The following is a 25764-nucleotide window of genomic DNA, read 5'->3' on the forward strand; positions in this document are numbered from 1 at the left end:
TTATTTACGGGAAAAGTGCACTACCAGTTTATCGCCGATGATCTGCAGAACCTGAACCAGCACGATCAGCAGCACCACGGTGACCGACATCACGTCATCCTGGAAACGCTGGTAGCCATAACGAATGGCCAGGTCGCCCAGGCCCCCCGCACCCACCACACCGGCCATGGCGGTATAGCCGACCAGGGCGATGGCGGTGACGGTGATGGCCGCGATGATGCCCGGACGGGCTTCTGGCAGCAGGGCGTTCATGATGATCTGCCGGGTCGTGGCGCCCATGGCCTGGGTCGCTTCGATGATGCCCCGGTCCACTTCGCGCAGCGCGGTTTCCACCAGGCGGGCGAAGAAGGTCGAGGCCCCCACCACCAGCGGCGGAATGGCCCCTGCGACTCCAAGAGAAGTGCCTGTGATGAACACGGTGGTGGGGATCATCACAATCAGCAGGATGATGAATGGCAACGAGCGTATGGCGTTGACCACGAAGCCCAGCACCGAATAGACGCCTTTCTGCTCCAGTAGCTGCTTGGGGCTGCACAGGAACAGCAAGACGCCCAGTGGCAAGCCCACCAGTACGGTGAAAAACAGGGATGTGCTGAGCATGATCATGGTGTCGCTGGTGGCGATGCCGATGTCGACCCAGTCGATATTGTTGAAGTAACTCAGTAGTCCTTCCATTAGCGCAGCACCTCCATGTGGACGTCCGCCGCGGCGAAGCGAGCAAAGGCCGCTTCCATGTCGCCGCCGGAGATGGCCAGGGTCAATTGCCCGTAAGGGGTGTCTTTGATGCGGTCGATGCGTCCGGCGAGGATGCTGTAGTCGACTCCCGTCTCCCGGGCCACGGTGCCCAGCAGCGGTGCATAGGTGGATTCGCCCTGGAAGGTCAGGCGCACGATACGTCCCGGTACATGGGCGAAGTCATCGCGCTGTTCGTTCTCGTCGATCTGTTCGTCTTCCTGGACGAAGCGCTTGGTGGTCGGGTGCTTGGGATGCAGGAACACCTGGGCCACATCGCCTTGCTCGACGATCGTACCGGCGTCCATCACCGCCACCTGGTCGCAGACGCGGCGGATCACGTCCATTTCATGGGTGATCAGGACGATGGTCAGCTTCAGCTCACGGTTGATCTCGGCCAGCAATTGCAGGACCGACGCAGTGGTCTGCGGGTCCAGGGCGCTGGTGGCTTCATCGCACAGCAGGATCTTGGGCTTGGTGGCCAGGGCACGGGCGATGCCGACGCGCTGCTTCTGGCCGCCGGACAACTGCGCCGGGTACTTGCGGGCATGGTCGGCCAGGCCCACGCGGGCCAGCAGTTCAGTGACGCGCTTGTCGATCTCGGTCCGCGACAGCTCGCCGGAGAGCTGCAGTGGCAGGGCCACGTTGTCGGCCACCGTCTTGGAAGCCAGCAGGTTGAAGTGCTGGAAGATCATCCCGACCTGCTGGCGGAAGCGGCGCAGGCCGCCGGCGTCCAGCGCGGTGATTTCCTCGTTGTCGACGATGATCTTGCCGCCGCTGGGGTTTTCCAGGCGGTTGATCAGGCGTAGCAGGGTGCTTTTGCCCGCACCGGAGTGGCCGATCAGGCCGAACACCTGGCCATTCTCGACCCGAAGACTGGTCGGGTGCAGGGCAGGGATATCCTTACCGGCGACCCGGTAGGTTTTATGGACGTTTTGAAACTCGATCACGTAGCGAACCTTGTGAGGCGCGTTAGAAAAGGGGCAGCGGTTGGCCGGGCGCGCATTTTAGCCTGTCCGTATAGAGGTTCTTAGTATTTATTTCGCAATCATCCTGCCATTTGGCAATAACGCGATCAAAGGTCATAAAAAAGGAACGCCTGCGGCGACTCCCCAGTCACTACTCAAGCCACTCGAAAGCGCCCAGGTGCCGTGCCTCGGCGCATCCGCCCGCGAAGCCCCGGCATGCCAGGGATTTCGCCAACGAGGAGTATGTGTCTGATGAGTACCCAGAAAACCACCAGCCCGAACAGCCAGGCCGCGGGGACCGACACCCTGGACCGGGGCAACAGCAACGCCAAGCTCGAAAGCCTGGAGCGGTTCCGCAGCGACGCCACCGGGCAGGCCCTGCGGACCAACCAGGGAGTGAAGATCGCCGATAACCAGAACACCTTGAAAGCCGGCACCCGCGGCCCTTCGCTGCTCGAAGACTTCATCATGCGGGAGAAGATCACCCACTTCGACCATGAGCGGATTCCCGAGCGCATCGTCCATGCCCGAGGCACTGGCGCCCATGGTTACTTCCAGAGTTATGCCGACCATTCGGCGTTGACCAAGGCTGGATTCCTGCGTGATCCGGGGAAAAAAACACCCGTGTTCGTGCGTTTTTCCACGGTCCAGGGGCCAAGAGGCTCTGGCGATACCGTGCGTGACGTGCGCGGCTTTGCGGTGAAGTTCTTCACCGACGAGGGCAACTTCGACCTGGTGGGCAACAACATGCCGGTGTTCTTCATCCAGGACGCGATCAAGTTCCCCGACTTCGTGCATGCGGTGAAGCCCGAGCCGCACAACGAGATGCCCACCGGCGGCTCGGCCCACGACACCTTCTGGGACTTCGTCTCGCTGGTGCCGGAGTCGGCGCACATGGTCATCTGGGCCATGTCCGACCGGGCAATTCCCAAGAGCCTGCGCAGCATGCAGGGTTTTGGCGTGCACAGTTTCCGCTTTATCAACGCCGAGGGGCGCTCGCACTTCGTCAAGTTCCACTGGCATCCGTCGGTGGGCACTTGCTCGCTGCTATGGGACGAAGCGCAGAAGCTGGCGGGCAAGGACACGGATTTCCACCGCCGTGATCTCTGGGAGGCCATCGAGATCGGTGATTACCCGGAATGGGAACTGGGTGTGCAGATCATCGCCGAGGAAGACGAACACCAGTTCGAGTTCGACATTCTCGACCCGACCAAGCTGATTCCCGAAGAGCTGGTGCCCGTCACGCCGCTGGGCAAGATGGTGCTCAATCGCAACCCGGACAACTTCTTCGCCGAGACCGAGCAGGTGGCGTTCTGTCCGGGGCATATCGTGCCCGGCATCGATTTTTCCAATGACCCATTGCTGCAGGGCCGGTTGTTTTCCTACACCGATACCCAGATCAGCCGCCTGGGCGGGCCCAACTTTCATGAATTGCCGATCAATCGGCCGGTGGCGCCGTTCCACAACAGCCAGCGCGACGCCATGCATCGCTCCACCATCGACAAGGGACGGGCTTCCTACGAGCCCAACTCGATCGACGGCGGCTGGCCCAGGGAGACCCCGCCGGCCGCCGAGAACGGCGGTTTCGAGAGTTACAACGAGCGTATCGATGCGCATAAGATCCGCCAGCGCAGCGAGTCCTTCAGCGACCATTTCTCCCAAGCGCGGCTGTTCTACAACAGCATGAGCAAGCATGAGCAGGAGCACATCATCGCCGCCTACAGCTTCGAGCTGGGCAAGGTCGATCGGCCGCAGATCCGCGAGCGGCAGGTGCAGCAGATCCTGGCCAATATCGATTTGCAGTTGGCCAAGCGCGTGGCCGAGAACCTCGGCCTGAAGGCTCCGGCCAAGGGCACGGTGGCCGAGCGCAAGGTGTCGCTGTCGCGCTCGCCTGCCCTGAGCCAGGCCAACCTGTTGTCCGGGGGTATCAAGACCCGCAAGGTGGCGGTGCTGGTGGCCAATGGCGTGGACGGCGCGGCGATCGCTGCGTTGCAGAAGGCGCTGAAGGCCGAAGGGGCTCATGCCAAGCTGCTGGGGCCGACCTCGGCGGCGGTGACGAGCGCCCAAGGCAAGGCATTGGCGGTGGATGCCTCGATGGAGGGTTTGCCGTCGGTGGCGTTTGACGCCGTGTTCGTGCCGGGTGGCGCCCAGGCGATCAAGGCCCTGGCGGGCGATGGCGTCGCCCTGCACTACCTGCTCGAGGCCTATCGGCACCTGAAGGCCATCGCCTTGCACGGCGAAGCCCGGGAGCTCTTGAAGGTACTTGGGCTGGAGGCGGATGAAGGCGTGATCGTCGGTGGCGATGCCAAGGCCCTGAAAGCGTTCTTCGCGGCCATGGCCCAGCATCGGGTGTGGAGTCGCGAGGCCAAGGCCAGGGCGGTTCCGGCCTGAGGTGGTTGCCGGCAGCCTGCGGGCTGCCGGCCACTGTCATTGCGCCTGGCGTGGGGTCAGGACCATCTGCGCCGGCACATGGCGCACGATCTGCCGGTCGATCTTCTGCTGGAAGTCGGGAGCCAGCTTCTTCACCCGCTTGTGCAGCAGGGTCGAGAGCCACGGGTAGTCTTCGCGACGTGGGACCTGGAGGGTGACGTCGCACTGGTAGTTCACCACGTCCGCGGCCAGGGCATCGAGCTGGCGGCGCAGCTGGCGGATGTCGGTGACATTCAGGGCGATGGTGCTGCTGGGGGCGGTGGGGTCGATCAGCTTGGCTGCAGGGCGCGCCTCGGCGGCCTTCAGTGCGGCTTCGGCCTTGTCCAGCTCGGCCTTGCGGGCGTGGGCGATGGCATTGTTGACCCCGCCAGTCAGGGCCGGCGCCTTGGGCATCAGCGCCCGGGCACGGCTCAAGGCCGTGGCGGCAGCGTTCACGTCGCCCTTTTGCAGGACGATCTGGCTGCGCTGCAGGTAGGCCTCGGCCAGCTGTCGCTGGTACTGGACCAATTGTGGGTCGTCAGGGGTCTGTGCCTGCAAGGCGCTCAACTGGTCCTCGGCGGTCGCCAGTTCGCTGCTGGCGATGCTTTGCTGCAGTTGTGCGACGGCCGTGGCCCGCGCATCGGGGACCTCGGTGGCCACCGGCGGCGTGCTTTGGCAGGCCCCCAGTAGCAGGGAGAATGCGACAAGGAGCAGATAACGGGAGGCGAACGGCTTCATTCCTGCGACTCTCTAATTGCGCAAAAAGCGAGCAAGTCTACACCCCTCGACGGGGCAGAACAAAACTCAGCAGAAACAGGGCGGCCGCTGTGACCACGATCGACGGCCCGGCCGGGGTGTCCTTGAACCAGGACAGCGCCAGCCCGCCGCCCACTGCCAGCATGCCCAGCAGGCTGGCGCCCAGGGCCATCTGCTCCGGCGAGCGGGCGTGACGCTGTGCCGCAGCGGCGGGGATGATCAACAGGGAGGTGATCAGCAGCACCCCGACGATCTTCATGGCGACGGCGATCACCACCGCGATCAACAGCATCAGCGTCATGCGCAGCGAGGCCACGGGCAGGCCTTCGACCTTGGCCAGCTCCTCGTGCACGGTGATGGCCAGCAATGGCCGCCACAGCGCTACCAGCAGCAACAGTACAGCGGCGCTGCCGCCGAGGATCCACGCCAGGTCGCCGGGGCTGATCGCCAGCAGGTCGCCGAACAGATAGGCCATCAGGTCGATCCGCACTTCATGCATGAAGCTTAGTACCACCAGGCCCAGGGACAGGGTGCTGGGTGCAAGAATCCCCAGCAGCGTGTCGGATGCCAGGGGTTGGCGCTGTTGCAGGGTGACCAGCAGTACCGCCAGCAACAGGCAGCCGACGGTGACCGCCACCGCTGGGCTGACATCCAGCAGGAAACCCAGGGCGACGCCCAGCAGCGCGGCGTGGGACAGGGTGTCGCCGAAATAGGCCATGCGCCGCCAGACCACGAAGGAGCCCAGGGGGCCAGCGACCAGCGCCAGGGACAAACCTGCGAGCAGGGCGTACAGCAGGAAATCAGCCATGCTTGCAGTTTTCTCCGTGGACATGGGGCTGGACCACCACCGAGCCATGCAGGTCGTGGGCGTGGTCATGATGGTGGTGGTAGATCGCCAGGCTTGGCGCGTTCTTGCCGAACAGCTCGACAAAGGCCGGGTCGCCACTGACCTGCTCGGGGTGCCCGGAGCAGCAGACGTGGCGGTTGAGGCAGACCACCTGGTCGGTGGTGCTCATCACCAGGTGCAGGTCGTGGGAAACCATCAGCACACCACAGCCGTGGCGGTCACGCAGGCGGGTGATGAGGCTGTACAGCTCAGCCTGGCCGGCCACGTCGACACCCTGCACCGGCTCGTCGAGGACCAGTAGCTCAGGCTCGCGCAGCAGCGCCCGGGCCAGCAGCACGCGCTGCATCTCACCACCGGAAATACTCTGCACCGGGCTGTCGATCACCTGTTCCGCTCCGACCTCCTTGAGTGCCGCCAGGGCCGCCGGGCGGTCCACCCCCGGCACCAGGCGCAGGAAGCGCAGCACCGAGAGCGGCAGGGTCGGGTCGACATGGAGTTTTTGCGGCATGTAGCCCACCCGCAACCGAGGCTTGCGCCAGACGCTGCCGGTATCGGGCTTGAGCAGGCCGAGCACGGCGCGCACCAGGGTGGTCTTGCCGGCACCGTTGGGGCCGATCAGGGTGACGATCTGCCCGGGTTCGACACTGAGCTGGATGTTGTCCAGCACGTTCTGCCCGGCAAAGGTCACCCCGACTTGCTCGAGGCGGATCAACGCAGTGCTCATCACGCCCCCTGGCAGCCGGAGCAGAGCCCGATCACTTCGACGGTCTGGCCCTCGACCACGAAGCCGACGTCGCGGGCGCTGTTGATGATCGCGTCGCTGATGGATTTCTGTTCGAGTTCGATGGCCGCGTGGCACTCGCGGCAGATCAGGAACTGGCCCTGGTGCGCGTGTTCCGGATGGTTGCAACCGACGAAGGCGTTGAGCGAGGCGATGCGGTGTACCAGGCCGTTGTCCAGGAGGAAGTCCAGGGCCCGGTACACCGTTGGCGGTGCAGCGCGGCGCCCATCCTGCTCGCTGAGCACTGCCAGGATGTCGTAGGCGCCCAGGGGCTTGTGGCTTTGCCACACCAGCTCCAGCACCCGCCGGCGCAGTGCGGTCAGGCGCAGGCCCTGCCGGGTGCACAGGGCATCGGCCTCAGACAGTGCGTTGTGCACGCAGTGAGAGTGGTCGTGTGGTCGGCTGGCAAGAGGTGTTTTAGGCATGAGCGGCGACGAGGTTGGTGAGAGACGTTATTATGTTACCCGCTATCGCCTCTTCGAGTGTCCATCGTGCCCCGACTTTTTCGTCTTTTTGTCGCTTTTACCTTCAGCTTGTTCGCGATCGGCTCGGCCCAGGCTGAAGTCCGGGTGCTGACCAGTATCAAGCCCCTGCAGTTGATTGCCGCGGCGGTGCAGGACGGCGTGGCGATTCCCGAGGTGCTGCTGCCGCCGGGCGCTTCGCCGCACAACTATGCGTTGCGCCCCTCCGATGTGCGCAAGGTGCAGAGCGTGGATCTTCTGTACTGGATCGGCCCGGACATGGAAGGGTTCCTGCCGCGTGTCCTGAAGGGGCGCAGCCTGCCCTCGGTGGCGGTACAGGACCTGCCAGGCATGAAGCTTCGCCGTTTTGCCGAAGATAGCCACTCCCACGCTGAAGATGCCGACGAACATGATCACGATCACCGTCCCGGCAGCCTGGATGCCCACCTTTGGCTGTCGCCGGTCAATGCCCGGGTGATCGCCACTCGCATGGCGGCCGACTTGAGCGCCGCCGATCCGGCCAATGCCACGCGTTATCAGGACAACCTGAAGGCTTTCAGCGAGCGCCTGGATGCCCTGGACACCCGCCTGAAGGCTCGCCTGGCGGGGATCGCCGGCAAGCCCTATTTCGTCTTCCATGAAGCCTTCGACTATTTCGAGGACGCCTATGGTCTCAAGCACACCGGGGTGTTCAGCGTCGCTGCCGAGGTGCAGCCTGGGGCCCAGCATGTAGCGGCCATGCGCGCGCGCCTGCAGCAGGTGGGCAAGACGTGTGTGTTCAGCGAGCCGCCGCTGAGTCCGCGGCTGGCGGAAACCCTGGTGGCCGGCCTGCCGGTAAAGCTGGCCGAACTGGATGCATTGGGCGGCTACACCCCGGCGTCCGCCACGGGCTACGAGCAGGTGCTGGAGAAGCTCGGCAACGATCTGGCCGGCTGCCTGGAGCAGCTATAAGCGGGTTTCCAGTACAGGCTTCATCCTTCGCGGGCCAGCCGCTCCTGCTCGTTTACGGCAGGGGCGGCTGGCCCGCGAAGCGTTTCAGAGGGCGAACGGCAGGGCCACGCTGACCTGCTGGCGCTGGGCCAGGTAGCGCTGGAACTCCATCGGGTCGTGGATCAGTACGTCCTGGCCGGCAAAGGTCTCGGCAGCGATCAGGCGTGACAGCCAGAAACGCACGCAGGCCACCCGCAGGATGGTTGGCCACAGTTCGGCCTCGGCGGCGGTGAATGGCCGCAAGGTCGCGTAGGCACCGAGCAAGGCCCGTGCGCGTTGGCCGTCGAGCATCCCTTCGGCGTCGGAACACCAGTCGTTCAGGGCAATGGCCACGTCATACAGCATCGGCCCCGAGCAGGCGTTATAGAAATCGATCAGGCCGGTCAGGTGGGTACCTTCGAACATCGCGTTGTCGCGGAACAGGTCGGCATGGATGTTGGCCCGTGGCAGGGCGAGGATCCTGGTCCTCTGTTCGACGATCTCTTGCAGCGCACGTTGCAGCAGGTCCTTGGCGGTGCTGTCCAGGTGTGGCAGCAGCTTGGCACCCTCTTCCTGCATCCAGTCCAGGCCACGATCGGTCTTGCGCTTGATCATGTTGTCCTTGGTGGCCACGTGCAGGTGGCCCAGCAGCTCGCCAACCTGGACGCAGTGCTGGGCGTTGGCTTGCTTGATGTGCTTGCCGGCCAGGCGCGGTTGCAGCAGCGCTGGCTTGCCCGCCAGTTCCCGCAGGGCGACGCCGTCGGTGGTACGCAGCGCGTAGGGAACCGGCAGGTCCGCCTCGTGCAAGACGTCCAGCAACTCGATGAAGAACGGCATTTCCTGGACAGGCCCGCGCTCGACCAGCGTCAAGACGAACTCGCCCTGTTCCAGGCTGATGAAGAAATTGGTGTTTTCGCTACCAGCGGCAATCCCCTGGAAATCAAGCAGGCGGCCGAGCCCATATGGGGCGAGAAAGGTTTCCAGCTCGGGCCGAGCCAGGGGGGTGAACACAGACATGGTTAAGAACTGCCAGTACGGGCGCCGCTATCGGGCCGGCGCCATTGAGTTGAAGTCGGAGTGGCTTACCACTCGAAGATTTTCCACGAAGGGATCAGCATATCGGGCTGATCCGAACGGATGAAGTTGCCGTCTGAGCCATCGGCGCGCACCAGAAAATAGGGCTTGCCACCTTTTGGCGTGACCTTGATCGCATACAGGAAGCCATTTTGCCGGTATTCCTGGATGGTCTTGTCGCCTTCCGTGCGAATGGTGACTTCCGGGTCGGCCGAAGGTGCATCTTCCGCGGCGATCGCTGCCATGGAGGAAACTGCAATCAAGCCGGCCAGCAGCAAGCGATTTATTGTGCGCATGATAACCTTGTCCCTTTGTCGTCAACGGTCCCGCTATTCTAGCGCCGGACCCGTCCAAAAGGTTGATTCCGCTCATGAGCCAAGCCCCCCTCGTCCTGGTGGACGGTTCGTCCTACCTGTACCGCGCTTTTCACGCGCTGCCACCGCTGACTACCTCCAAAGGCATGCCGACCGGCGCGGTCAAGGGCGTGCTGAACATGCTCAAGAGCCTGCGCAAGCAGTACCCGCAAAGCCCGTTCGCCGTGGTGTTCGACGCCAAGGGCGGGACCTTTCGCGACGAAATGTATGCTGACTACAAGGCCAATCGCCCCAGCATGCCCGATGACATGCGGGTGCAGATCGAGCCGCTGCATGCCAGCGTGATCGCCCTGGGCTTCCCGTTGCTGTGCGTCGAGGGCGTCGAGGCCGACGACGTGATCGGAACCCTGGCCCGCAGCAGCTCCGCGGCGTCCCGGCCGGTGGTCATCTCCACCGGCGACAAGGACATGGCGCAGCTGGTGGATGGGCACATTACCCTGGTCAACACCATGTCCGGTAGCAGCATGGACGTGGAGGGCGTGAAGGAGAAATTCGGTGTCGCTCCCGAGCAGATCATCGATTACCTGGCGCTGATGGGCGACTCCTCCGACAACATCCCTGGCGTTCCGGGCATCGGCCCGAAGACCGCCTCGGGCTTGCTGGTGGGGGTCAACGGCGGCCTCAAGGAGCTCTACGAGCAGCTCGATATCGTGCCGACCCTGCCGATTCGCGGGGCCAAGACGCTGCCGGCCAAGCTTGAAGAACATAAGGAAATGGCTTTCCTGTCCTATCAACTGGCGACCATCAAGGTCGACGTTGCCCTGGATGTGGGCCTGGACGACCTGCACCTGCGCGAGCCGGATCGCGAAAAGCTCGCAGAGCTCTACAGCCTGATGGAGTTCAAGAGCTGGCTCGACGATCTGCAGCGCGATGCCAAGCGTGTCGAGCTCGATACCAGCGCTGCCCCGGCCGCCGCTGAACAGCAAGCGCCGGCGGAGGAGTCTCCGCTGGAACTGCAGTACGAAACCATCCTCGACCCGGCGCGTTTCGACTTCTGGCTGCAAAAGCTCAAGGGGGCCAAGCTGATGGCCTTCGATACCGAAACCACGGGTATCGATGCCCAGCAAGCCCAACTGGTGGGCCTGTCCTTCGCGGTCACCGCGGGTGAGGCGGCCTACGTTCCGCTGACACACAGCTACATGGGGGCGCCCGCGCAGTTGGATCGCGACACCGTGCTGCTGGCACTGAAGCCGTTGCTCGAAGATCCGCAACTGCTGAAGGTGGGCCAGCATGCCAAGTTCGACATGAACATCCTGGCCAACTGCGCCATCGGTGGTGATCAGGCCAATGGCATCACCATGCGTGGCGTGGCCTTCGACACCATGCTCGAGTCCTATGTGCTCAATTCCACCGCCACCCGCCATGACATGGACAGCCTGGCGCAGAAGTACCTGGACCACAGCACCGTGAGTTTCCAGGACATCGCCGGCAAGGGCGCCAAGCAGCTGACCTTCGACCAGATTCCGCTGGAGCAGGCAGGTCCCTACGCAGCCGAGGACGCGGACGTGACCCTACGCCTGCACCAGGCCTTGTTCGAGAAGCTGACTGCCATCCCGAGCCTGGCCAGCGTGCTGACCGATATCGAGATGCCTCTGGTACCGGTACTGGCTCGCATCGAGCGCCAGGGCGCGCTGGTGGACGACAAGCTGCTGGGCGTGCAGAGCATCGAGCTGGGCGACAAGATGGAGGCCCTGGAGCGTGAGGCTTTCGAAATCGCCGGCGAGGAATTCAACCTGGGATCGCCGAAGCAGTTGGGCAGCATCCTCTATGACAAGCTTGGCCTGCCAGTGCTGAAGAAGACTGCCAAGGGCCAGCCGTCCACCGCCGAAGAGGTGCTGGCCAAGCTGGCCGAGGACGACTACCCGCTGCCCCGGGTGCTGATGCAGTACCGCTCCATGAGCAAGCTCAAGAGTACTTATACCGACCGCCTGCCGGAGCAGATCAACCCGCGCACCGGACGGATCCACACCTCGTATCACCAGGCAGTAGCGTCTACCGGGCGCCTGTCTTCCAGTGATCCGAACCTGCAGAACATCCCGGTGCGCACGGCAGAGGGGCGGCGCATTCGCCAGGCCTTCGTCGCTCCGGCCGGCTACAAGCTGCTGGCGGCGGACTACTCGCAGATCGAGCTGCGGATCATGGCGCATCTGTCCCAGGACGAAGGCTTGCTCAATGCTTTTCGCAACAACCAGGACGTGCACACGGCCACGGCGGCGGAAGTGTTTAAGGTCGATCTCGGGGACGTTACCTCCGAGCAGCGCCGCAGTGCCAAGGCCATCAACTTCGGCCTGATCTATGGCATGGGGGCGCAGAAGCTGGGCAAGGATATCGGCGTCGATACCAAGCAGGCCAAGGCATATATCGACACCTACTTCGCCCGCTATCCGGGGGTGCGCGAGTACATGGACCGCACCCGTGCCCAGGCGGCCGACCAAGGGTATGTGGAGACCATCTTCGGTCGCCGCCTGTACCTGCCCGAGATCAACTCCAACAAGCCCCAGGAGCGGGCCGGTGCCGAACGCACGGCGATCAACGCGCCAATGCAAGGCACTGCCGCGGACATCATCAAGAAAGCCATGGTGGCGGTGGACAACTGGCTGCAGGGCTCGGGGCTGGACGCCAGGGTCATTCTCCAGGTGCACGACGAACTGGTATTGGAGGTTCGCGAGGACCTGGTGGACCAGGTGCGCGAAGAAATTCGCGGTTACATGAGCGGTGCCGCGACCCTGGATGTGCCGCTATTGGTGGAAGTCGGGGTGGGAAATAACTGGGATGAGGCCCATTAAGGGGACTTTTCGCCGATTTTTGCCGCGACATAGTGTCGCGGCAAAAGCCTGGAGAACCATTAGCGCGAAAAATTCCAGGGGTTATCGCCAATAGTTTTTGCGCTCGGCCGGAACTAAATCGAGAAACGCCCACTCAGAGTTACTGAATGGCTGGTGAAGCCCTTCAATGTTCCTATGTTGTGTTAAGTGTTGGCAGATATCTGGACCCCGCCCTAGCGGTCTAGAACTTGAACCCCGAACTTCCCCCTCCCCATATGAAGTCCGGGGTTTTTTTTGCCTGAAAATTGCCTGCGTGGCGACCATGCTGCGTTAAAAAGCGGCGGGAAATGCTCATTTAGGCCCCTAAACTCCGCTTTTCCGCCGCTTTTTGCCTTGCCTGATCACCGCGCAGACAATTTTTATCTCTCTCAGGCCTCGATCTCGGCGCCTTTGTCGGCCAGTTCCAGCCAGCCCGCCAGCACGGTGTAGGCCTCTTCCAGGCCCATGCGCTTGGGTGCGGAGAACAGCTGGATAGTGATGGCTTCGCCCCAGCCCTTGCGAATTTGCGACTGGACCTTGAGCAGGGTGTTCTTGGCTGCGCCATAGGTCAGTTTGTCGGCCTTGGTCAGCAGGATGTGCATTGGCATGCCGCTGGCCACGGCCCAGTCCAGCATCAGGGTGTCGAAATCGGTCATTGGATGACGGATATCCATCATCAGGATCAGGCCCTTGAGGCTCTCCCGGCTGCCCAGGTAGGCCTCCAGGTGGCGCTGCCAGTGCTGCTTCAAGGGGATCGGTACCTTGGCGTAGCCATAGCCCGGCAGGTCGACCAGACGGCGATCGTCGTCTAGCTTGAAGAAGTTCAACAATTGTGTGCGGCCCGGGGTCTTCGAGGTGCGTGCCAGGCTGGCGTGGGTCAGGGTGTTCAAGGCGCTGGATTTACCGGCGTTGGAACGCCCGGCGAAGGCAACTTCGAAGCCGGCGTCGTCAGGGCATTGATCGACCTTGGCGGCGCTGAGCATGAAAGTAGCCTGTTGGCACAGACCGAGGATGGGGTTCTTCAGTTGCATGGGATTTCCGAAATAGGGGCGGTGCCGAGGATGGGTGCGGCGAGCGGTGTCGTTTCCGTTTCAGTAGCGCCAGTATATAATGCCGCAGATTTTGTGTGCGCTTTGTCCCAGCGTAGGATGAAGTTCACGAGAGCGATAAACCTTGTATGCGCATTAGAACGCAGCACGCTCTCAACCCTGAAAAGGTCGTTTTATGACGAAATGGCTGCTGGCTACCGGGCTCTTGATGCCGCTTTACAGCGCGCAGGCTACACAGGATCCGGAAGCTGTGTACAACCGTGTTTGTGGGGCTTGTCATTCCGGCCAACTACCGACGGCGCCCCGCAAGGGCGACCAGGAAGCTTGGGCGCCGAGGTTGGCGCAAGGTATGGAGACGCTGGTGCAACACGTGACCCAGGGTTTCAAGGCGATGCCGCCGCGTGGTTTGTGCATGGACTGCAGTGCCGAGGATTACCGAGCCATCATCCACTGGATGAGCGAGTGATCCCGGTCCATAACTCTTAACCCTTAGCCGTAGTTGGATTAGCTGATGAACAAATTACTCGTGAGTCTGCTGTTGACCTTGGGCATCACCGGTGTTGCCCATGCCGCAGGCGACGCTGCTGCCGGTCAGGCGAAAGCCGCAGTCTGTGGCGCTTGCCACGGCCCTGATGGGAACAGCATGGCGCCAAACTTTCCCAAACTGGCAGGCCAGGGGGAGAGGTACCTGGACAAGCAGCTGCACGATATCAAGTCCGGTAAGCGTCAAGTGCTGGAAATGACCGGCCTGCTGACCAACCTGAGCGATCAGGACCTGGCTGACATCGCCGCCTATTTCGCCAGCCAGAAAGGCAGCGTCGGCGCGGCTGATCCAAAAGTTGTGGCCCGTGGCGAAGAACTGTTCCGTGGCGGCAAGCTGGACCAGGGCATGCCAGCCTGTACCGGCTGCCATTCGCCGAACGGCGCGGGTAACGCAGCGGCAGGTTTCCCTCACCTGGGTGGCCAGCATGCTCAATATGTGGCCAAGCAGCTGACCGACTTCCGCGAAGGCGCACGTACCAACGATGGCGACACCATGGTCATGCGCAGCATTGCCAGCAAGCTGAGCAACAAGGACATCGAAGCAGTGTCCAGCTATATTCAAGGCCTGCACTGAGGCCGCCGCGATCAGTTGCCGGAAGGTGCATAGCCACGGCGACGTTAATGATCGATTAATCTGACGGTGCAAGCATAAAGGGTGGCTCAGGCCGCCCTTTTTTATGGCGCCAGCCGCTACACTAGCGAACTCAAGCCCGCCATGATCTGTCTGAATTCAGGTCGCGCGAGGCGCCTAAATCGTCCAGGAGTAAAGCATGCGTAATCTGATTCTCAGCGCCGCTCTTGTCACCGCCAGCCTGTTTGGCGTGACCGCTCAAGCCGCCGAACCGCTTGAAGCCGGTAAACAATATGTCGAGTTGAGCAGCGCCGTTCCGGTTGCGGTGCCTGGCAAGATCGAAGTGGTGGAGCTGTTCTGGTATGGCTGCCCTCATTGCTATGCCTTCGAACCCACCATCAACCCTTGGGTCGAGAAACTCCCTGCCGACGTCAACTTCGTACGTATCCCAGCCATGTTCGGTGGCATCTGGAATGTCCATGGCCAGCTGTTCATCACCCTGGAAGCCATGGGGGTCGAGCACAAGGTGCACAAGGCCGTGTTCGAGGCCATCCACAGCGGCAAGAAACTCGCTACTCCTGAGGAAATGGCCGACTTCCTGGCTGGCGAGGGTGTCGACAAGGACAAGTTCCTGAGCACCTACAATTCCTTCGCCGTCAAAGGCAAGGTCGAGGATGCCAAGAAGAAAGCCCAGGCCTATCAGATCTCTGGCGTACCTACCATGGTGGTCAACGGCAAGTATCGTTTCGACCTGGGCACCGCTGGCGGTCCTGAAGGTGCGCTGAGCGTGGCCGACCAGCTGATCGCCAAAGAGCGCGCGGCCAAGTAAGCGCCGCCGCCATGCCGCGCTGGGGCTCGGAACGCATCGTTGGCCTGCATGATCCGCAGGTCAACGAACATCATTTAGCGTCGACCGGCCTGCCGGCAGACAGTCGCCTGCGACTACTCAGCTTCAACATCCAGGTCGGCATCAGCACCGAGCGTTATCGTCACTACCTGACCCGCGGCTGGCAGCACCTGTTGCCCCATAACGGTCGGGCGGACAACCTGCAGAAAATAGGCAACCTGCTGGGGGACTTCGACCTGGTAGCCCTGCAGGAAGCCGATGGCGGCAGCCTGCGTTCGGGCTACGTCAACCAGGTGGAGCACCTGGCCCAACTGGGTGCCTTTCCCTACTGGTACCAGCAGCTCAATCGCAACCTCGGACGCCTGGCCCAGCACAGCAATGGCGTGCTCAGCCGCTTGCGGCCCTGGGCGATCGAGGATCATCCCCTGCCCGGCCCCAAGGGGCGTGGGGCGATCCTGCTGCGTTTCGGCGAGGGGCCGGAGGCCCTGGTCGTGGTGATGATGCACCTGGCCCTTGGCGCTCGGGCGCGAACCCGGCAACTGGCCTACATTCGCGAGTTGATCGGCGGCTACAAGCATCAGGTGCTGATGGGGGATATGAATACCCATGCCAGCGACCTGTTGGAGCATTCCCCCTTGCGCGACTTGAGCCTGCTGGCGCCGCAACTGCAGGCGACCTTCCCCAGCTGGCGCCCACAACGCTGCCTGGATCACATCCTGCTCAGCCCCAGCCTGACCCTGGAGCGAGTCGAAGTCCTGGCCCAACCCATATCCGATCACTTGCCGGTCGCGGTAGAGATTCGTCTGCCGGGTTCGCTCACGGCCGATGCATTGCCCGCGTTGAGTCCTGCCCCTCGCGGAATCGATGAATGAGCGACGACGCCCAACGTTGGAAAGAGAAGTACTTAAAAAGCATCGAACAACAGGAAAAGCTCGAGCGCCGCTGGGCTGCACGACTGGACTTGTTGCGCCGGGGCCTGGTGCGCAGCACCCTGGCCGCGGAGGGCACCGACCGCGCGGTTGACCAATGCATGAAGGAAATGCGCGAGGTCGTGCGTACCGACGATATGGACGCCGGACTGGCTGCCTTGATTCCGCGCCTGGAAAAGGCCGTGCTGGACTCCGAACAGCGTCGGGAAACCCGTATCGACCAGATGAGCAGCGCATTGACGGCGCTGGTCACCCAATTGCAGTCCCTGCCCCTGCCCAGGGAAGTCAGTCGCCCGCTCAAGGCGTTCGCCAAGCAGCTGGATGGCCGGGTCGGTCAGGCCCGGGAGATTCCCTTGCTATTGGGGGAACTGAGCGCCCTGCAAGGCAAGGCCCTGAACCAGTTGGACGGTCCGGCCGAACCCGGGCGCCCTGGCCTGTTGCAACGGCTGTTCGGCTCCCGTGATCCTGCGCAAGCCGCGCCGGGAGCCGAGGCGCTCGCCCCTTCGGCTCAGGCTGTAGACAATCATCCACAGCCTGAGGAGCCAACGGCCCCGGATGAAGCGGCTCGCGAGCACGACGAAGTGCCCGATAGCGTTGTGCCCCAAGCTGGCGTGGTAGCGCCGGCACCTGGTGTCGCACCGTTGTCGGCAGAGGCGGAACCCTTGCCCCAGCCCGCCTTCGAGCCCTCTGCTGCCGTTGCCCCCAAGCTCGAAACCGAGCCAGAACCCGAACCCGGCCCGACAGAGGCTGTCGCCTTCATACCCCAGGTCCTGGTGCCGGAAACTCCTGCGCTCGAGCTGGAGCGCCCTTCCGAGGTGCCGGCAGGGTTGCAGGAGCCCATTGACGTATTGCGAACCGAGAGGCCCGGGCCGACCCTGGCACCTGCACCTGCACCTGCACCCGATCCCCTGATCGCCCCCGAGCCGAAGGGCGGCAATCCTGACGAGCTGCTGCCCATTTCCTCTGCCGCCTTGCTCGACAGCCTGCCCCTGCCCCAGGTGATGGCCGAGGCGTTGGCGGCCATCGACCCGGAGCAGCCGGATCATGACGTGCTCTATGCGTTGCCGGACTCGCCCGAGCCTTCCTACAGTTCGGTGGCCAAGCACATCGAGCACACCCTCCTGGGCCTGCTCGATGACCTGAGCCTGCCTGAGCGGCATCGCCCTCAAGCAGAGGCAATGCGTGATCGTCTGCAACATGGCCTGAACTGGTATGAGTTGCTGCCGATCCTCGATGATCTTGCGGTGTTGATGCTGGCGATCACCGACTCTGGCCAGCATGAGTTCGAGAATTACCTAAAGCAGCTCAACGAGCGCCTGGAAGCCTTCCAGAGCAATCTGCAGGCAGCCAGTGACGGTCATGCCGATATCAGCTCGGCCGCGCGCGCCATGGATACGCAGATCCGCGAGCAGGTCGATGGTCTGCAGAGCAGCGTGCAGGAAGCAGCGGACCTGGACGACCTCAAACAGGTACTGGAAAGCCATCTGGAAGGCCTGCTGGGCACCATGGACCAGCATCAGCGACAGCGCGACGAGCGCGAGAAGGACATGGCCACACGCTTGCAAAGCCTGGCGGCCCGGGTCTCGAGCATGGAGCAGGAGGCCCAGGGCTATCGCGAGCACTTGGAGGAGCAGCGGCAGAAGGCATTGATCGACCCGCTGACCGGGCTGCCCAACCGTGCGGCCTGGAGCGAGCGCCTGGAGCATGAGATCGAACAGTGGCAACGCCATGGCAACAGCCTGTTGCTGGCCATGCTCGATCTCGACCACTTCAAGCGGATCAACGATAACTATGGGCACCTGGCTGGCGACAAGGTGCTGAAAATCATTGCCAGCGTACTGCGCAAGCGCTTGCGGGGTACCGACTTCATCGCCCGCTTCGGTGGTGAGGAGTTTGTCCTGCTGTTGCCCAATACACCGTGGCCGGTGGGCGTACGGTTGGTGGAAACCCTGCGTGCGGCGATCGAGGCCTGTCCGTTCCATTTCAAGGGCGAACCGGTGACCATCACCGTGTCTGTGGGTGTGAGTGCGTTCAAGTCGGGAGATCGCAGCGATATGGTGATAAAAAGAGCCGATCAGGCGCTATATCGAGCAAAAGATGCCGGACGAAACCGGGTCGAGGCCGGCTGAGCCGAGCCGGGTAGCGCAGTTTTGCCCATGGATCGGGGAGCAGTACGTTACACTGTTGCATTAATGTCGCAACGTGCTGCCCTGCCATGAAACTGTTTGCCCTTGCCTTCTCCCTGTTGCTGCTTGCTGGCTGCGCCAGCGGCCCGCGCATCGATACCAGCCACCCCTCGGTCAACTACGACCAACGGGCCCAGTTCATCATCGTCCACTACACCTCGGCGTCCATGGAGCGTTCCCTGGCCCTGCTGACCCATGGCCAGGTCAGCAGCCATTACCTGATCGGCGATGACAAGTCCGCCACCATCTACAAACTGGTGGATGAACAGTACCGTGCGTGGCATGCCGGCGAGAGCCAATGGCAGGGACGAACCTGGCTCAACTCCAGCTCCATCGGTATCGAGATCGTCAACCCGGGGTTTCGCGACGGCCCCAACGGGCGGCTCTGGTACCCCTACAGCGAAGCGCAGATCCAGAACCTGATCGTGTTGCTCAAGGACATCAGCAAGCGCAACAACATTTCCCCTCGGCACATCATCGGCCACAGCGACATCGCACCGCTGCGCAAGCTCGATCCAGGCCCGCTGTTCCCCTGGAAGCGCCTGGCCGAGGCGGGCCTGGGCCTGTGGCCCAACGCCCAGGCAGTGGCTCGCCAGCAGGCGTTCTATGCGGCGAACCTGCCGAGCATCAGCTGGTTCCAGCAGCAGTTGGCCCACCTGGGCTACGCCACCCCGCAGACCGGCGAGTTGGATGTGGCCACCCGGCATGTGCTGGCGGCCTTCCAGATGCACTACCGGCCCGGCCGTTTCGATGGCACCCCGGACGCTGAAAGCGCAGCGATCCTGCAGGTCCTCAACCAGACAAAATAATGACGCCGCCGGACGGTCCGCGCCGATTGCCCAATCAGTTGCTATAACTCATTGGTAATCCTTCGGATCTTCCAAGATGCAGGCCTCCGGCGAGCCCGTGCGCAGTTGGTTTCATCGCCCATGGGTGTTGGCGATGCTGGCGGCTGCCTTGAGTGCGGCGGTGCTGATGCTGGGCAGCGTTGGCGTGGCGATGCATCAGGTCCAGCAGCAGGAAAGCGAGCAGATGAATGCCCAGGGCCAGCGATTCCTGGAGCGCCTGGAGCAGTTGTTCGGACAGCTGCGTGAGGGCCTGGATGCCTTGGAGGCGCAACCGCTACGCGAGTGCAGCGCGGACATGATCACGGCGTTGCAGCAGGTCAGCTACAGCTATCGCTTCATCTACGAGGCGGTTTACATGGACGCCGACCAGACCTGCTCCAACTGGCCGCAGCAGAACCTGACGCCATCCCCCAGGCCGGCGGATATCCGGGGCCCCACCTATAGCTACTGGCTCAATACCTCCATCGAACCCAATGAAAACCTCGCGGCGCTCATGCTCGGCCGTGGCAACTTTCGCGTTGCCACTTCCCGTGGGCACCTGACGGACGTGGTCGACCTGCCGCCCGGGGGCAGCCTGATGGTGGTGGTCGATCATGGTGCCCGGGCCATTCCGGTACTGGGCCTGGCGCGCCCCTGGCCGCCGGTGCAGCCCTGGCATCCCAGTCGAGGCCAGCCACTGCAGGTGACCCGGGACCTGCTGATCTACCGCATGCCGACCCAGAACCCCGAGTACCAACTGGTGCTGATCACTCCAAGGGCCAGCATGCAGGCGGAAATGCTCGATGGCTGGTGGTGGTTGCTGCCGGTGAGCCTGTTGTTGGCGCTGTTCATCTGCGCACTGGTGTATCAGCTGGCGCGGCAGCGGCAGTCCCTGGGGGCGGAACTGCAAGGTGCCTTGCGTCGTAAGGAACTGCAGGTGCTGTACCAACCGATCTTCGATCTCAACAGCCGGCTCTGCGTGGGAGCTGAGGCCTTGCTGCGCTGGCGGCGCCCGGACGGCACCCTGACCAGCCCCGAGCTGTTCATCCCGCTGGCGGAGAACACCGGGCAGATCCGCCAGATCACCGACTTCGTCCTGCAGCGCCTGCTGGAACAGTTGGGCCATGTGTTGCGAGCCAATCCGCAGCTGTACATCTCGGTCAACCTGGCCGCTTGCGATGTCATGGTGCCGCGTATCGGCCGGGTCATGGCGCGCCTGCTGGCGTTGCACAGGGTGGCGGCGCGGCAGATCGCCTTCGAAGTGACCGAGCGCGGACTGATCGACGTGGTGGTGGCACGCAACAACCTGCAAGCCCTGAGGGATGTCGGGCATCAAGTGTTGATCGACGATTTCGGCACCGGCTATTGCAGCCTGGCCTACCTGCAGAACCTGCCGGTGGACTGCCTGAAGATCGACAAGGCGTTCGTCGACGCCCTGGGCCACGATGCCGCCAGCAGCGGCGTGGCCCCGCACATCATCCGCATGGCCCACGCCCTGAAGCTCAAGGTGATCGCAGAAGGCATCGAGTTCGAGGACCAGGCCTTGCTGTTGAGCAGCGAAGGGGTCAGCTTCGGCCAGGGCTGGCTGTTCGCCCAGGCCCTGAGCGCCTTGCAGTTCACCGAATTGATCACGCGGGGACGGCGCCTGATGGCCAGGCGCTTGGATGATGAAGCGTGATGTCCTACAGCGGCAGCGCCAGGTAGAACTGGGTACCCTGTCCCGGTCTTGAGTACACCCCCATGCGTCCGCCATGGAGCTGGACGATTTCCTTGCACAGTGCCAGCCCGAGCCCGGCGCCACCCTTCTTGCGCCCCACCTGGACGAAAGGTTCGAAGATCCGCCCCTGCTGGCCGTAGGCGATCCCTTCGCCATTGTCCTCGACACTGACGATCACCCGCTCGCCATGACGCCTGGCCTGCAGGCGGATCTGGCCTCCCTTGGCGGTGTGGCGCAGGGCGTTGCCTACCAGGTTGTCCAGGACCCGCTCCAGCTGTGGCTGGTCGGCATGCAGTCGTGGCAGTGGCGCCTGCATATCCAGCAGCAGCGCTATGTCCCGGTTTCGCGCCTGTTCGATGAAGCGTTCCCGGGTCTGCTCCAGCAGATCCTCCAATGAGCAGGGGGCGAGAGTGAGCTTCTGCAGGCCGTTCTGGTAGCGGGAGAAGTTCAACAGATCGTTGATCAACTGCATCAGGCGCTGCATTTCTTCATTGACGGTATTGAGCAGGTCGGTTTCCCGCGACTCCTCGGCGAAGTGCAGGCGTTCCTGGAGCAGCCCGAAGGCCATGTGCATGCCGGTGACCGGGGTGCGCAGCTCATGGGAGGCGCGCAGCACGAACTCACTGCGCACGCGCTCGAAGGCCCGCTGCTCGGTGACGTCATGCAGCACCATCACTGCGCCAAGGATGTGCCCTTGGGTGTGGCATACCGGGGTCAGGCTATAGGTCAACAGGCGTGCCTCGCCGTCGACTTCGATATCCAGGTCTTCCGGGGCCCGCTCCAGGCTGCCGCCCCGCAGCACCAGTTGCAGTTGTTCGTCCAGCTCCGGTCTTTGCAGGGCACTGCCCAGGCCTTGGCCAAGGCGATCCTGGTCCCAGCCCAGTTGCCGCTGGGCCACCGGGTTCAAGTGCTCCAGGCGGCCCTGGCGGTCGATCATCAGCAGGCCGTCGTCGATGCTGTCGAGCACCGCTTGCAGGCGTTGCTGGCCGGCCAGCAGTTCATCGACGTTGGTTGCCTGATGTTGGCGCAGCGCCTCAGCCATGATGCCGAAGCGCCGGGTCAGCAGATTCATTTCCGCGGCGCCTGAAATCGGCAGGGTAACGTCGAAGTTACCCTGGCCGATCTTGTCCGCCGCCTTGGCCAGGGCCTCGATGGGACCGCCAAAGCGTTGGGCGATGGAATGCGCGGTAATGAAACCGATGATCAGCACCGCCAGGCCAACCAGGCCCAGCAGGCCGGCCACCAGCAGGGCGCGGCCGCGGGTCTGGCGCTCCACTGCGCTGATGTTGTCCAGGGCGCGCTTGTGCTCATTGATCAGGCCTGAGCGCAGGGTGTTGAAACGCTCGGTCAGTTGGTTGTCGCTACTCAATCCGGTGCTGGGGGCGTTGCTGTGTTCGAAGGCCTGGAAGAAGCTTTGATAGTCGCTGCGGGCTTGCTGGAAGCCGCTCTGATTGTGGTTCTGCTGCTCATGGGCAATGCCTTGGTCGAGCAGGTCCAGGTAACGTTTCCTGGATGCTTCCAGGGCCTCTGGGTCGGGCTTGTTGCTGAGCATGAGGATCAACTGGTCGCCCAGGGTCTGGCGCAGCTTGAGCCCCAGGTCCAGGGTGATGAAGTTGTTGCGGATCAGCGACTCCTGGGTACTGGCCATCTGCATCACGCTGACCAGCCCGAGCACCAGGCCCAGCATCGCCACGGTGATCAGGGCCGAGATGCTCAGAAACAGCCGGGTCCGCAGTTTCATCGCTAGCTTCATGGGATATCGTTCACAGGTTGTACTGTTTGCGCTTGCGATACAGCGTCGAAGCATCGATGCCCAGTGTCTTGGCGGCTTGGTCCAGGGTGTCGCTGGTGGCCAGTACCGCACCGATATGGGCTTTCTCCAACTCGTCCAGGCTCAAGGCCGCGCCGATTCGCGGCGCATTGCTGGTGGGCTGCTCGGCCATGCCCAGGTGGCTGATCTCGACTCGTTCCTGGGGACAGATGATGCTCGCCCGCTCCACCACATTGCGCAGCTCGCGAATGTTGCCTGGCCAGCGGTAGTTCAACAGGGCCTCCCGGGCCTCGTCGCTGAAGCCCCGTGCCGGTCGCGAGTACTCCTTGACGAAGCGCGCGAGGAAACGGTCGGCCAGGGTCAGGATATCTTCGCTGCGCTCGCGCAAAGGCGGCAGGTGCAGGGTAATCACGTTCAGGCGGTACAGCAGGTCCTCGCGAAAACGCCCGTCGCGCACCATGTCTTCCAGATTGAGGTTGGTGGCGGCGAGGATGCGTACGTCGGCGCGCCGGGTCACCGGATCGCCGACACGTTCATATTCCTTGTCCTGGATAAAGCGCAGCAGTTTGGGCTGCAGGGTCAGCGGGAAGTCGCCGATCTCGTCGAGAAACAGCGTGCCCCCGTCGGCCTGGTTGACCCGGCCCAGGGTGCTTTCGCTGGCGCCGGTAAAGGCCCCGCGGCTGTGGCCGAAGAGCTCGCTCTCCATCAGCTCGGCAGTCAGCGACGGGCAGTTGATGGTCACGCAGGACTTCTTCGCGCGCTTGCTCCAGCCATGGATGGCCCGGGCCAGCTCGCCCTTGCCGGTTCCAGATTCACCGAGAATCAGGATGTTGGCATCGGTGCTGGCTACCTGGCGGGCGGTCTCCAGCACCACCTTCATGGCCGGGCTGTGGGAATCCAGGCCATCGCTGGGCTTGCGGACCTCGCCCTCCAGGGCCTCCAGGCGTGCTGACAGCTGGCGCACTTCCAACTGCTTGGCGGTGGCCAGGCGCAATTGATCGGGGCTGCACGGCTTGACCAGGTAATCGGCGGCACCGGCCTGGATGGCATCCACGGCGGTATCGACGGCGGAATGGGCGGTGACGATCACTACCCGCATCCAGGGCGCCTGGATACGCATCTGGGCCAATACATCCAGGCCGTTGTCTTCTCCCAGGCGCAGGTCGAGGAAGCACAGGTCGAACACCTGGCGTTGCAGCAACGTGTCTGCCTGGGCCGCACTGTTGGCGGTAGCGACGATGTAGCCCTCGTCTTCCAGGCAATAACGGAAGGTGCGAAGGATGGCGGACTCGTCATCTACCAGAAGGATGCGGCCCTGATTCTCCGGCGCTGGCTCCATTTTTCCCAGGCTCCTTTAATGAACGATCTGATTTAGTCCCGGAAAAATCGGGCAAGTTGCAAGATTGATTCTGATCCATTCCACCGGTTGCAGGTTAGATATCTCCGGTCGAAATAGCTAACTAACTGAAATAACTGATGTTTTCAGCGGTGGCTGAAGGTTGTGCAGGTACAGGTCTGTATCAGGCTGCTCGCTGCTCGGCAAAGTTCCCACCGAAAATCAGAAAGCAGGAGAAACCCCTGAGTTGAAGATCGTGCATTTCGCACGGTCAGCCAAGTGGGCATCGTGCAGGATGCGTCCATGGGTTTTTTCTGGTCTTTATATAAGTTATTGATTTTATTGATATTTATTGCTCGATAAAAGCTGGCATGCAGTCTGCAACTTCCTTTCCCATCGAGGGGCCCAGGCAACGGCTTCCATAACAACATCACCATCGGTGTGGGAGGATTTTCAGGATGAATCGCCAACGTCTTGCCCAATTGCGCATCGCGCCGCTGCACCTCCAGCAAGGGCTGTTTGCTTGCCTTGCATTGCTGGTCACTCTAATCGCCGGGCAGCAGTTCCAGCGCTGGCAGGATCGCCAGGCCCCTATTCCCCAGGTGCCGGCCCATCAACACCCCATCCAGACCCATTTTCGTCCGGTGAGCAGTTCGTTCGCCGACACCGCACCCCTACAACTGATGACCGTTGACCAGGCGCAGCCCGTGCTTGAGTCGCCACGCCAGGAGCGCTGGGTGTTCTAGGCACCATGGCCGGGGCCGCCCTTGGCGGTAGCGGGCCAACCATGTCGGCAGCTTTCCTAATAGAGAAGAGTAAGGAGAATCATCATGCTGAGTTGGGCAATCACATTCCTGATCATCGCCATCGTCGCTGCTGTCCTGGGCTTCGGTGGTATCGCTGGCACCGCTACCGGGATCGCCAAGATTCTTTTCGTGGTGTTCCTGGTGATGTTCATCGCTTCCTTCTTCTTTGGCCGTCGCGGTCGGGGTTGATCATGGGGATCTCCTTCAAGACCCTGGCCTTCGTATTGCTGTCGAGCGCCAGTGCCCTGGCGTCGGCTGCCAACGATGGCCAGGCACGGGCCAGCCAACTGCTCAATGCAGATCCGCAGTTTCGCGAGACCTGGCAGAAGGTCGTGCAAAAGGAAGAGCGATTGCCCGAGTGGGTCATGAACCTGTCGGGCGATGCCGAACAAATGAATGCCGTGGAGGAGGATGGCGACAAGTACCTGGTGGGACCGTTGTGCGAGACCGCCCAGAGTTGCCGCAGCCAGCGGCTGATCGTGGCCTTCGCTTTCGACAAGAAGCATGCCTATGCATTGCTGGTGGAAGTGCCTGCGGGGTTGCCCGCCGACAAGTCGCCGACCCGGCATGCCAACTACCGGTTTCTCGGCAAGCCCGAGCCCGGTATGCAGGAATTGCTTAAAGAGCAGCTGAGAAAAGACCCGAACTGGTATTGAGTCCGGGTCAGTCGAATAGACGAAAGGGCCTGGTGCGCTTTCGGCTGTTGCACGACCCGAGGAGGGCACGTGCATGACCAGGGGGCCGGGACGTTCTGATCCACCAGAGATCGGAGTGACCTAGGGGTACAGGGAGTGCCTCCGCAAGGGCCGGGTCAGGAAAAAGCGGCGGCGCAAGCTCCCGGGTCGGTGTCGATCCGACGAGCTTGCGGCGTGCGTGAACGGTCAGATCCCCGTTCTAGAGCCATTGGCCTGATGGCACCGATGTCTGAACTGAAAAATCTTCCTTTGACTCCGGTCAAACGTTTCCTGGTGTTTCTCTGCGACCGTATATCGAGAAACTTTCCGGAA

The 25764-nt window shown here is 62.6% G+C and carries 24 protein-coding genes; 13 read left to right on the top strand and 11 right to left on the bottom strand.

The annotated features are described in order from the left end of the window. Nucleotides 1–675, bottom strand: coding sequence for a methionine ABC transporter permease (locus ATY02_RS01390; protein WP_068577351.1), 675 nt, complete (start codon nt 673–675; stop codon nt 1–3). Beyond that, entirely contained in the window at nt 675–1682 is a 1008-nt protein-coding gene (locus ATY02_RS01395; protein ID WP_068577350.1) for a methionine ABC transporter ATP-binding protein, read from the bottom strand. Before ATY02_RS01395 ends, ATY02_RS01390 begins: the two co-directional genes overlap by 1 nt. Nucleotides 1683–1916: 234 nt before the next feature. Here ATY02_RS01395 and katE point away from each other — a divergent pair, with 234 nt between their 5' ends. Further along, on the top strand, nt 1917–4091 hold the full coding sequence (gene katE / locus ATY02_RS01400; protein ID WP_083236617.1) for a catalase HPII: 2175 nt from the start codon (nt 1917–1919) through the stop codon (nt 4089–4091). A gap of 36 nt (nt 4092–4127) precedes the next feature. Here the strand turns inward: katE and ATY02_RS01405 are convergent, their stop codons facing one another. Genes ATY02_RS01405 through zur form a run of 4 tightly spaced genes read right to left on the bottom strand, consistent with a single transcriptional unit; the run spans nt 4128 to nt 6918 of the window. Next, nucleotides 4128–4847 carry a PA5502 family lipoprotein gene (locus tag ATY02_RS01405; RefSeq protein WP_068577346.1) on the bottom strand — a complete coding sequence of 240 codons (720 nt, stop codon included), beginning with the start codon at nt 4845–4847 and terminating at the stop codon, nt 4128–4130. A 37-nt stretch (nt 4848–4884) separates the two neighbouring features. Then, nucleotides 4885–5673 (bottom strand): zinc ABC transporter permease subunit ZnuB, encoded by a 789-nt coding sequence (gene znuB, locus ATY02_RS01410; RefSeq protein ID WP_022642273.1) that lies wholly within the window; start codon nt 5671–5673, stop codon nt 4885–4887. Beyond that, on the bottom strand, nt 5666–6436 hold the full coding sequence (gene znuC / locus ATY02_RS01415) for a zinc ABC transporter ATP-binding protein ZnuC (protein WP_068577344.1): 771 nt from the start codon (nt 6434–6436) through the stop codon (nt 5666–5668). Before znuC ends, znuB begins: the two co-directional genes overlap by 8 nt. Continuing rightward, on the bottom strand, nt 6436–6918 hold the full coding sequence (gene zur / locus ATY02_RS01420) for a zinc uptake transcriptional repressor Zur (protein WP_068577342.1): 483 nt from the start codon (nt 6916–6918) through the stop codon (nt 6436–6438). The genes znuC and zur overlap by 1 nt, the downstream gene beginning before the upstream one ends. Before the next feature lie 57 nt (nt 6919–6975). Here zur and ATY02_RS01425 point away from each other — a divergent pair, with 57 nt between their 5' ends. Beyond that, nucleotides 6976–7905, top strand: coding sequence for a zinc ABC transporter substrate-binding protein (locus ATY02_RS01425; protein WP_068577340.1), 930 nt, complete (start codon nt 6976–6978; stop codon nt 7903–7905). An 84-nt stretch (nt 7906–7989) separates the two neighbouring features. Here the strand turns inward: ATY02_RS01425 and ATY02_RS01430 are convergent, their stop codons facing one another. Continuing rightward, a complete protein-coding gene (locus ATY02_RS01430; protein ID WP_068575395.1) occupies nt 7990–8940 on the bottom strand; it encodes a homoserine kinase in 951 nt (316 codons plus the stop codon). 65 nt (nt 8941–9005) lie between these two features. Then, a complete protein-coding gene (locus ATY02_RS01435) occupies nt 9006–9293 on the bottom strand; it encodes a DUF2782 domain-containing protein (protein ID WP_068575394.1) in 288 nt (95 codons plus the stop codon). Nucleotides 9294–9367: 74 nt separating this feature from the next. Between ATY02_RS01435 and polA the strand changes: the two genes are divergently transcribed. After that, a complete protein-coding gene (polA, locus tag ATY02_RS01440) occupies nt 9368–12157 on the top strand; it encodes a DNA polymerase I (protein WP_068575393.1) in 2790 nt (929 codons plus the stop codon). Nucleotides 12158–12564: 407 nt separating this feature from the next. On the opposite strand, the gene yihA is transcribed toward polA, so the two are convergent. Next, nucleotides 12565–13206, bottom strand: coding sequence for a ribosome biogenesis GTP-binding protein YihA/YsxC (yihA, locus tag ATY02_RS01445; protein WP_068575392.1), 642 nt, complete (start codon nt 13204–13206; stop codon nt 12565–12567). Nucleotides 13207–13399: 193 nt separating this feature from the next. Here yihA and ATY02_RS01450 point away from each other — a divergent pair, with 193 nt between their 5' ends. The 7 genes from ATY02_RS01450 (at nt 13400) to ATY02_RS01480 (ending at nt 20805) form a co-directional block, all read left to right on the top strand. Beyond that, nucleotides 13400–13690, top strand: a complete 291-nt coding sequence (locus ATY02_RS01450; RefSeq protein ID WP_068575391.1) for a c-type cytochrome — start codon at nt 13400–13402, stop codon at nt 13688–13690. A gap of 45 nt (nt 13691–13735) precedes the next feature. Next, nucleotides 13736–14341, top strand: a complete 606-nt coding sequence (locus ATY02_RS01455; protein ID WP_068575390.1) for a c-type cytochrome — start codon at nt 13736–13738, stop codon at nt 14339–14341. Nucleotides 14342–14537: 196 nt separating this feature from the next. Then, nucleotides 14538–15167, top strand: a complete 630-nt coding sequence (locus ATY02_RS01460) for a thiol:disulfide interchange protein DsbA/DsbL (RefSeq protein ID WP_068575389.1) — start codon at nt 14538–14540, stop codon at nt 15165–15167. An 11-nt stretch (nt 15168–15178) separates the two neighbouring features. Further along, nucleotides 15179–16057: an endonuclease/exonuclease/phosphatase family protein gene (locus tag ATY02_RS01465; protein ID WP_068575388.1), complete on the top strand. Its 879-nt coding sequence runs from the start codon at nt 15179–15181 to the stop codon at nt 16055–16057. Beyond that, complete coding sequence (locus ATY02_RS01470) at nt 16054–18243, top strand: GGDEF domain-containing protein (protein ID WP_068575387.1); 2190 nt, start codon at nt 16054–16056, stop codon at nt 18241–18243. Before ATY02_RS01465 ends, ATY02_RS01470 begins: the two co-directional genes overlap by 4 nt. 86 nt (nt 18244–18329) lie before the next feature. Further along, nucleotides 18330–19109, top strand: coding sequence for an N-acetylmuramoyl-L-alanine amidase (locus ATY02_RS01475; protein ID WP_068575386.1), 780 nt, complete (start codon nt 18330–18332; stop codon nt 19107–19109). 76 nt (nt 19110–19185) lie between these two features. Further along, on the top strand, nt 19186–20805 hold the full coding sequence (locus ATY02_RS01480; RefSeq protein WP_068575385.1) for an EAL domain-containing protein: 1620 nt from the start codon (nt 19186–19188) through the stop codon (nt 20803–20805). 4 nt (nt 20806–20809) lie between these two features. Here ATY02_RS01480 and ATY02_RS01485 read toward each other — a convergent pair whose 3' ends face one another. Beyond that, nucleotides 20810–22597 carry a KinB sensor domain-containing domain gene (locus ATY02_RS01485; RefSeq protein WP_068575384.1) on the bottom strand — a complete coding sequence of 596 codons (1788 nt, stop codon included), beginning with the start codon at nt 22595–22597 and terminating at the stop codon, nt 20810–20812. A gap of 10 nt (nt 22598–22607) precedes the next feature. Next, entirely contained in the window at nt 22608–23954 is a 1347-nt protein-coding gene (gene algB, locus ATY02_RS01490; RefSeq protein WP_068575383.1) for a sigma-54-dependent response regulator transcription factor AlgB, read from the bottom strand. A gap of 455 nt (nt 23955–24409) precedes the next feature. Between algB and ATY02_RS01495 the strand changes: the two genes are divergently transcribed. The 3 genes from ATY02_RS01495 (at nt 24410) to ATY02_RS01505 (ending at nt 25413) form a co-directional block, all read left to right on the top strand. Next, nucleotides 24410–24697, top strand: a complete 288-nt coding sequence (locus ATY02_RS01495; protein ID WP_068575382.1) for a hypothetical protein — start codon at nt 24410–24412, stop codon at nt 24695–24697. 84 nt (nt 24698–24781) lie between these two features. Next, the gene (locus tag ATY02_RS01500) at nt 24782–24946 is read left to right on the top strand and encodes a DUF1328 domain-containing protein (protein WP_003170804.1); all 165 of its coding nucleotides are present in this window, start codon (nt 24782–24784) and stop codon (nt 24944–24946) included. 2 nt (nt 24947–24948) lie between these two features. Next, the gene (locus ATY02_RS01505) at nt 24949–25413 is read left to right on the top strand and encodes an inhibitor of vertebrate lysozyme family protein (RefSeq protein WP_068575381.1); all 465 of its coding nucleotides are present in this window, start codon (nt 24949–24951) and stop codon (nt 25411–25413) included. Nucleotides 25414–25764: the final 351 nt, after the last annotated feature.

The organism is Pseudomonas sp. BIOMIG1BAC (assembly GCF_001705995.2).
In the GTDB taxonomy this organism is placed as follows: domain Bacteria; phylum Pseudomonadota; class Gammaproteobacteria; order Pseudomonadales; family Pseudomonadaceae; genus Aquipseudomonas; species Aquipseudomonas sessilinigenes.

Excerpts from the sequence above, each read along its gene's own strand:
- ATY02_RS01505 (WP_068575381.1), top strand. The coding sequence starts at position 24,949 with ATGGGGATCTCCTTCAAGACCCTGGCCTTCGTATTGCTGTCGAGCGCC.
- ATY02_RS01435 (WP_068575394.1), bottom strand. The coding sequence starts at position 9,293 with ATGCGCACAATAAATCGCTTGCTGCTGGCCGGCTTGATTGCAGTTTCC.
- ATY02_RS01470 (WP_068575387.1), top strand. The coding sequence starts at position 16,054 with ATGAGCGACGACGCCCAACGTTGGAAAGAGAAGTACTTAAAAAGCATC.
- ATY02_RS01405 (WP_068577346.1), bottom strand. The coding sequence starts at position 4,847 with ATGAAGCCGTTCGCCTCCCGTTATCTGCTCCTTGTCGCATTCTCCCTG.
- ATY02_RS01390 (WP_068577351.1), bottom strand. The coding sequence starts at position 675 with ATGGAAGGACTACTGAGTTACTTCAACAATATCGACTGGGTCGACATC.
- polA (WP_068575393.1), top strand. The coding sequence starts at position 9,368 with ATGAGCCAAGCCCCCCTCGTCCTGGTGGACGGTTCGTCCTACCTGTAC.
- ATY02_RS01465 (WP_068575388.1), top strand. The coding sequence starts at position 15,179 with ATGCCGCGCTGGGGCTCGGAACGCATCGTTGGCCTGCATGATCCGCAG.
- yihA (WP_068575392.1), bottom strand. The coding sequence starts at position 13,206 with ATGCAACTGAAGAACCCCATCCTCGGTCTGTGCCAACAGGCTACTTTC.
- katE (WP_083236617.1), top strand. The coding sequence starts at position 1,917 with ATGCCAGGGATTTCGCCAACGAGGAGTATGTGTCTGATGAGTACCCAG.
- znuC (WP_068577344.1), bottom strand. The coding sequence starts at position 6,436 with ATGAGCACTGCGTTGATCCGCCTCGAGCAAGTCGGGGTGACCTTTGCC.
- ATY02_RS01480 (WP_068575385.1), top strand. The coding sequence starts at position 19,186 with ATGCAGGCCTCCGGCGAGCCCGTGCGCAGTTGGTTTCATCGCCCATGG.
- znuB (WP_022642273.1), bottom strand. The coding sequence starts at position 5,673 with ATGGCTGATTTCCTGCTGTACGCCCTGCTCGCAGGTTTGTCCCTGGCG.
- ATY02_RS01460 (WP_068575389.1), top strand. The coding sequence starts at position 14,538 with ATGCGTAATCTGATTCTCAGCGCCGCTCTTGTCACCGCCAGCCTGTTT.
- ATY02_RS01495 (WP_068575382.1), top strand. The coding sequence starts at position 24,410 with ATGAATCGCCAACGTCTTGCCCAATTGCGCATCGCGCCGCTGCACCTC.
- ATY02_RS01430 (WP_068575395.1), bottom strand. The coding sequence starts at position 8,940 with ATGTCTGTGTTCACCCCCCTGGCTCGGCCCGAGCTGGAAACCTTTCTC.
- ATY02_RS01500 (WP_003170804.1), top strand. The coding sequence starts at position 24,782 with ATGCTGAGTTGGGCAATCACATTCCTGATCATCGCCATCGTCGCTGCT.
- ATY02_RS01450 (WP_068575391.1), top strand. The coding sequence starts at position 13,400 with ATGACGAAATGGCTGCTGGCTACCGGGCTCTTGATGCCGCTTTACAGC.
- algB (WP_068575383.1), bottom strand. The coding sequence starts at position 23,954 with ATGGAGCCAGCGCCGGAGAATCAGGGCCGCATCCTTCTGGTAGATGAC.
- ATY02_RS01455 (WP_068575390.1), top strand. The coding sequence starts at position 13,736 with ATGAACAAATTACTCGTGAGTCTGCTGTTGACCTTGGGCATCACCGGT.
- zur (WP_068577342.1), bottom strand. The coding sequence starts at position 6,918 with ATGCCTAAAACACCTCTTGCCAGCCGACCACACGACCACTCTCACTGC.
- ATY02_RS01475 (WP_068575386.1), top strand. The coding sequence starts at position 18,330 with ATGAAACTGTTTGCCCTTGCCTTCTCCCTGTTGCTGCTTGCTGGCTGC.
- ATY02_RS01485 (WP_068575384.1), bottom strand. The coding sequence starts at position 22,597 with ATGAAGCTAGCGATGAAACTGCGGACCCGGCTGTTTCTGAGCATCTCG.